The sequence below is a fragment of the Nocardiopsis ansamitocini genome, from assembly GCF_030268225.1.
GTDB lineage: Bacteria > Actinomycetota > Actinomycetes > Streptosporangiales > Streptosporangiaceae > Nocardiopsis_D > Nocardiopsis_D ansamitocini.
The window spans coordinates 144,651-151,160 of record NZ_BSQG01000010.1 but is presented as its reverse complement, the minus strand read 5'-3'; the positions used below and the strand labels follow the sequence as shown (position 1 = coordinate 151,160).

The window sequence follows — 6,510 nt, the reverse complement described above, 5'->3', positions numbered from 1 at the left end:
GGGATAGACCTCTCTGCCACCCGGGACCGTCGACGCGCTCCCGGTGAGCCCCGCGCACGCGGGGATGGACCGAACACGATGTCCCCCACCCTGCGCGCGGTGCTGTGAGCCCCGCGCACGCGGGGATAGACCTCTCTGCCACCCGGGACCGTCGACGCGCTCCCGGTGAGCCCCGCGCACGCGGGGATGGACCGAACACGATGTCCCCCACCCTGCGCGCGGTGCTGTGAGCCCCGCGCACGCGGGGATGGACCGACCCCCGACACCGCCCTGGCCGTGGAGTGAGCCCCGCGCACGCGGGGATGGACCCTCGGGCCGCTGGGACAAAAGCGTCAGCGCACCCTCACGACTGCGCGGGCGGGTCGTCGGCGCGTTGTGCCTCGTTGATCCGCAACGCCTCTTCCAACTGGTCCTCCAAGATGATGATCTTGCAGGCCGCCTCGATCGGCATACCCTCGTCAACGAGATCGCGGGCACGAGAGGCGACTTTGAGCTGATAGCGCGAGTAGCGGCGGTGGCCGCCCTCAGAGCGCAGAGGCTCGATCAGCCGGGCATCGCCCAGAGCGCGCAGAAACGCCGGTGTGGTGCCGGTCATCTCCGCCGCGCGGCCCATGGTGTAGGCGGGATAGTCATCATCGTCGAACCGGTCACCGGTATTGGGACGGGACAAGCGCTTCTCTTCCTTCTTCTCTTTTCCTGAGCGCACGTCGAGGGCCCCAGCGCCGTTTGGCGCTGGGGCCCGAGAGTTCAATACCACCTACCGGCTGCTGCCGGTCTTCCGCATTCCGAGGTACAGCTAGGAAGGAATCGCGGGGATCGCGGTTGTGTGACCGTGGACCACCTTCTTCCAATCCGGGGCCTGCGGTACCCGAGTCGAACATTCCCGAACCCGGGCGATCCTGATGGCATCTGCTCCTCTCGATCTCAAATTTCACGCGCTTCTTGCAACTTCGTTCCTACCGGCTCCCGGTGTCTTGGAGCACGTGCACACCGGTCGAGCCGACCTGCTCTACTGCTGCGGCATCCCCATGTCCGAGCGAGACACCGGTCCTACGGTCGTGCTGTCCTACCGGCTCCCGGCGCCGTCCAGCGATGCGCGTCGGTCGAGCCTTGTTGCGTCCTTCCTCCTGCTGCGGAGTCCCCCGTAAAGGCGGAACGTCCGGGTCCTGCTGTCCTACCGGCTCCCGGTGTCTTGGAGCACGTGCACACCGGTCGAGCCGACCTGCTCTACTGCTGCGGTATCCCCATGTCCGAGCGAGACACCGGTTCTGCGTTTCCACCGGCCCATCCGGTGGCCCTGCCGTGGATCTCTGTGGCTACGACAGAAAATGTAGCAACACCTCTGACGGATGTCTACTCCGGTCACTATAGATTTTCGCGTGTCTTCCATGAAGGTAATCCGGACGTGGACGGCTTGGGTGAGCGTGGGACGGTGTCCACGGTCATTGTGTGGCGGAGTCCCGTTCAGGAGCGCTGTCGAGACGAAACGTGCCGTCGGCCCCTTGTGGGGGAAGGGCGGTCCGCCGCCTCGTCGTCGAGCGCAGGCCCACGTCCGCGCGACACTCGGCGTGATCATCCTTCGGCGGTCGACGCTCCCGTGCCGGCGACTCGAACCGGTGACGCGGTGGGCGGGCTGCGCAGCGGGCCTCGTCGGCGACATTCGGCTCTACGCGCTTGGCGTCGGGGTGCTCCTCGTCGGCGCGGTGCACGAAGCTCTTGAGCTCGTCTACCTCGTTCCGCTCTTCCACCGACTCCGGCCGTTCGCGATACGGGCGCGTCCGGTGCCCGGACAATCGTCCGGGCACCGGACGGCTCGTCACCACGGCGGGCCGACCACGGGCGTCAGGTCAAAGGATGCCCGTAGGTCCTCACCAGCGGGTCGAGGCGGGGTTCGCCGAACCTGTCGGCCATGCGGTCGAACACCGCCACCTTGTCCTCCCCGAAGCGTCGGAGGCGTTTTTCGCAGGATGTCCGCGAAACAAATACCGGCGGTTCCGTCTTGCTGTGGAAATTGTCCGCGAACATGACCAGTTCCTCCTCCGGCGACTCCGCCAGGTAGTCGTCGACCGGGATCGGGAGCCCCTGGGTGCGGACGTCCAGGCGGCTCAGGCCGACGCCCGTGTGGTGGGAGCAGAAACGGCAGATCTCTTCGGGGAGCCCCTCTCCGGAAAGAATCGCGTGCCCCAGTATTCCGTGGCGGAGGTAGTTCGCGTGGTCGAGCTTGCCAGAGGAGTCGTAGAGCGAGTACACGCCGATGTCGTGGAGAAGGCTCCCGGCGCGCACGAGATCGGCGTCCACGTCGACCAGGCCGCGTCCGAGCAGCTGCTCCGCGACGACGCTGACGATCTCGCAGTGCCGGTAGACGAGTTCGAACGCTTCGGGGGAGGGGGCGTACTTCTCATGCAGGTCGCGGATCTCGGCGTCCGTCGGAATGCGCATGCGCACGACACTAGTGGGACTCCACGGCGGCGAGGGTGCTTTCAAAAGCGACGAGAGTCGGTGGAACTGCACTTGACGACACGCAAGTGGCCATCGTTCGGGCAGCTCTGAATTTGCGTCGCCAAAAAAATGGCTTTCGATGTCCCGGGGGCTCGCTTTGCAGAGTGAAGAGTCTCGCCAGTCAATTCTTTTCCGGCTTTCTTGTTGGATCAAAGAACTTGTGGATTGAAAATGATGAAAACGGAGTGGGGGTGGTTGCTCAAGTGCTTCTCGGGGTGTCTGATGCCTGCGGGGCTAATGGTTTCCTTGAGGAAAAAGTCGCGTGACGTTTCCTTTTCTGGTGCAGTCCTCTTCGTTGAAAGAGAATTTTTGTTGATTCTTGGGTGTTCCTGCTCGTTCCTGAATACTCTCTTCCTTGGAGCTGCGAGTTCATTGAAGCGTGGGGGATGTCTTGTCTGGGTTGGAAAAAATCCTGCGAGGGCTTGTCGAGCCGTCATCGGTTGCGTTGAGCTCGGGGGAAGGGCTCGCCGGAAAGGTCGAATCGGCGGTTGCCAAAGATGACGTTCGGTACAAGGAGAAGAGACAGGATCCGCCGCGCCGGAAACCACGACTCCTGTCTCTTCCCGCGACGCAAAGTTCTCCTTCGGGCGTGGCGCCTCTGAGTGTTCTCCACGCTTTGGGGAGGTCGATCTCCCTCGACAAGCAGGGGTCGGCCCGGGGGCTTGCTGAGCACTGGGGCTGTTTGAAGTACGCTTTGGCCCTCGAAGCACGAGGGGAAGACGGCTACAGCGTCCTTTCGGAAGAAGGGCGGTCCACCCAGCGCCAACACAAGACGGTCCAAGCTCATGAATTGGGTGTGGGTTTCGGGGTCGTGGCGGCCGAGCACATCCTTCGGGAGCGCTATCGAGGCCACCGTGTCTCCGTCGTGCCTGTGGAAACGGTTCTGCGTGCAGGATGGCCCTTGACCGGCAACCGGTACCGTCCCCGTTTCTTTGCCGAAGTATGGAAGCCGGGCGAGCAGGCCATCGTGTTCCCCATCGTCTGCAAGGGTCACCACGGCCGCAGTTCCTCTTCATATCCACAGCTGGCCTCTGCTTCCGCCCATGTGGAAGCGGTGCACATCGGACCATGGAACAAGACTCCGAGCCTGGTCTTCAGCACGGAACTGAGTATGAAGGGGCCGGTGGTCGTGCACGCCCTTCATGCGGACGGAGACGGAGGAATCCTCCCGGTACAGGAGGAGGAAATGAACGTGAGATTGCGTTATCGCCCAATGCCGCCGCAGATCATGAAACCTGCTGAAGGTCCTCACCCTGAAGAGGGGATGCTCGGATTCCACGTCCTTCCTCGGGACGCTGAGTGGTTCCGGTGTGTCCTCGCCCGCGTGGACGCTGCCGGAGCGGTGGCTTTCACCGGGGACAACCAGGCGACAGCTCCCTACCTCATCAAGCAACAGGGAGGCCACAACTACACGCGGCAGTCACATGCTGTCACCAGCAGTGTCCGGGATATGGAACACACGCTCCTCGGCATTCATTGCGTCGGTACAGAACACATTTTCCGCCTCAACGGCGAACGCGTCGAGGCATTCTCCGGTCTGGCCTCGGACCTCTTCGAACTCCTTTCCGGGCTGCGAGTGAACAAGTACAGGCGTGAAGTCGATGCCCGGCAAGAGCAAAACCCTTATGCGAAGTGGGACGAATCCTGGGGTGGGGCCGTCTCGGTACGGCCAGACGGATCCGTCCTGGCGATCCGCAGACTCCGGGCCTGACGAAAATCTGCTGCCATCTGGCCCTCGCCTGAGGAGATGACCGGTACCGAGAAGCTGTGAGGACCTCCCTGAAGTTCCTCGGTTGTCCTCCCGACCGGTGTTTCCGTGGCGCACGCGAGAAGATCCGCGTCATTCCAAGGCGACCTCTTCGACGACGGCGTCCAGCGACGCGCCGAAACGCCGCGGGAGTTCCGCCGCGTTGACGGAGCACCGGCGCATCTGCGCGCCCGTGTTGCCGAAATCGGTGACCGTCCCGTCCTCGTTCACCGGGGCGGGGTGCGGGAACGGGTGTACGCCTCCACGTCGTCCAAGCCGTTTTCGGAACCAATGGCGCGGACGGTGGGGCGAAGGACGTCGTCTTCTCCTCCGCCCGCGGTGCGCACGAGCCGCAGTACACGGACGTGCCAGCCCATTTCCGGGCCGATCTGCCCGCGCCCCGGGAATGGGCGCTCGACAGCATCGGCTCGTCGATCACCGCGCAGCAGATGGCGGACCGGGGAATCTGGGCAGTGGCCCCCGCAGGAGCACCCGCCACGAACAACCACGCCTGAGGGGAACGGGGACACCATGGACACCGCACAGACGACACTGCGAGACGCCGCCCGCAACCGGGGGACCGCGTTCACCCGGGCCGAACGCGCCGGACTCGGCCTGACCGGGCGGCTGCCCTCGGCCGTCGAGACCCTCGACGAGCAGGCGGCGCGCGCCTACGCGCAGTTGACGAAGAAGCCGGACGACCTCGCCAAGTACATCTACCTCGACGCCCTGCACGACCGCAACGAGGTCCTCTACTTCAAGCTGCTCCTCGACCACCTGGCCGAACTTCTCCCCGTGGTCTACGACCCCACCATCGGCGACGCCATCGAACAGTGGAGCACCGACTACCGGCAATCACGCGCCGTCTACCTCTCCATCGACCGGATCGAGGACGTGCGCGCCTCCTTCGAAAGCCTCGACCTCGGCCCCGACGACGTCGACCTCGTCGTCGTCTCCGACGCGCAGGAAATCCTCGGCATCGGCGACTGGGGCGTCAACGGAACCGACATCGCCGTCGGCAAGCTCGCCGTCTACACCGCCGCCGCCGGCGTGCACCCCGGCCGGGTCGTCGCGGTGAACCTCGACGTCGGCACCGACAACGAAGCCCTCCTCAACGACCCCGCCTACCTGGGCAACCGCCACGCGCGCGTCACCGGTGCGGCCTACGACCGGCTCATCGACACCTACCTGTCCACCGTCTCCGACCTGTTCCCCAAGGCACTGCTGCACTTCGAGGACTTCGGGCCGTCCAACGCCCGCCGCATCCTCGTCGACAACGCCCACACGTACCGCGTCTTCAACGACGACATGCAGGACACCGGCGCCATCGTCCTCGCGTCGGTCATCTCGGCGCTGAAGGTCACCGGCGGCACGTTCGCCGACCAGAGGCTTGTGGTCTTCGGCGCGGGAACCGCCGGTACGGGCATGGCCGACCAGATCGCCGCCGCAATGGTGCGGGCCGGTGCGAGCGAGGAGAAGGCCAGGTCACAGGTCTGGCTGATCGATCGGGACGGTCTCGTCACCGACGACATGGACGGCCTCCCCGATTACCAGGCGGCCTACGCGCGTCCCGCGGCCGAGGTGAAGGACTGGGGCGGCGGGACCGTCGACCTGCTCACCACCGTCCGGCACGTGAGGCCGACCATCCTCATCGGCACGTCGACGGTGCACGGCGCGTTCACCCGGGACGTCGTTGAGGCCCTCGCCGCGGGTGTCGACCGGCCGATCCTGCTCCCGTTGTCGAACCCGACAAGCCGCATCGAGGTGATGCCGGGCGACGCGCTCGACTGGTCCAAGGGCGCGGCCCTGGTCGCCGTCGGGATTCCCGTCGACCCTGTCGAACGCGACGGCACGACCTACACCATCGGACAGGCCAACAACGCCCTGCTGTACCCGGGCCTCGGCCTGGGCGTCATCGTCTCCGGCGCGGCCCGCGTCACCGACGGGATGCTCTTCGCCGCGGCCGACGCCGTCGCCGGACAGGTCGACGTCAGCAGCCCCGGAGCCTCGCTCCTGCCGCCGGTCGAGAACCTCCGGGCGTCGTCGGCCACGGTCGCCGTCGCCGTGGCCAGGGCCGCGGCCGACGAAGGGGTGGCCACCGTACGGCACGACAACCTCGTCCAGGCCGTCCAGGACGCCATGTGGCAACCCGAGTACGGGCGGGACACCGCCGCGTCCGGCAGGCGCTGACGGCACGCGCCGTGTTCTGTTCCATCCCGGCCGGCAGGGCGCCTCCCTCGCGTTTCGTGTCCCGGAACTTGCCT

At 65.7% G+C, this 6,510-nt stretch carries 7 protein-coding genes; 4 read left to right on the top strand and 3 right to left on the bottom strand.

Annotated features, from left to right (window positions below):
* Positions 1-343: 343 nt before the first annotated feature.
* Together QSJ59_RS21545 and QSJ59_RS21540 are read right to left on the bottom strand one after the other, a co-directional pair.
* A complete protein-coding gene (locus tag QSJ59_RS21545; protein WP_285761553.1) occupies positions 344-670 on the bottom strand; it encodes a helix-turn-helix domain-containing protein in 327 nt (108 codons plus the stop codon).
* A 1,172-nt stretch (positions 671-1,842) separates the two neighbouring features.
* Positions 1,843-2,439, bottom strand: coding sequence for an HDIG domain-containing metalloprotein (locus QSJ59_RS21540; protein WP_285761552.1), 597 nt, complete (start codon positions 2,437-2,439; stop codon positions 1,843-1,845).
* Between the two features lie 164 nt (positions 2,440-2,603).
* On the opposite strand from QSJ59_RS21540, the gene QSJ59_RS21535 reads away from it, so the two are divergent.
* Positions 2,604-2,765 (top strand): hypothetical protein, encoded by a 162-nt coding sequence (locus tag QSJ59_RS21535; protein ID WP_285761551.1) that lies wholly within the window; start codon positions 2,604-2,606, stop codon positions 2,763-2,765.
* 134 nt (positions 2,766-2,899) lie between these two features.
* Positions 2,900-4,210: a hypothetical protein gene (locus tag QSJ59_RS21530; RefSeq protein ID WP_285761550.1), complete on the top strand. Its 1,311-nt coding sequence runs from the start codon at positions 2,900-2,902 to the stop codon at positions 4,208-4,210.
* A gap of 129 nt (positions 4,211-4,339) precedes the next feature.
* Here the strand turns inward: QSJ59_RS21530 and QSJ59_RS21525 are convergent, their stop codons facing one another.
* Positions 4,340-4,477: a hypothetical protein gene (locus tag QSJ59_RS21525; RefSeq protein WP_285761549.1), complete on the bottom strand. Its 138-nt coding sequence runs from the start codon at positions 4,475-4,477 to the stop codon at positions 4,340-4,342.
* A gap of 134 nt (positions 4,478-4,611) precedes the next feature.
* Between QSJ59_RS21525 and QSJ59_RS21520 the strand changes: the two genes are divergently transcribed.
* Both QSJ59_RS21520 and QSJ59_RS21515 read left to right on the top strand, forming a co-directional pair.
* Positions 4,612-4,761: a hypothetical protein gene (locus QSJ59_RS21520; RefSeq protein ID WP_285761548.1), complete on the top strand. Its 150-nt coding sequence runs from the start codon at positions 4,612-4,614 to the stop codon at positions 4,759-4,761.
* A gap of 16 nt (positions 4,762-4,777) precedes the next feature.
* On the top strand, positions 4,778-6,436 hold the full coding sequence (locus QSJ59_RS21515) for an NAD-dependent malic enzyme (RefSeq protein WP_285761547.1): 1,659 nt from the start codon (positions 4,778-4,780) through the stop codon (positions 6,434-6,436).
* The last annotated feature ends 74 nt before the right edge of the window (positions 6,437-6,510 follow it).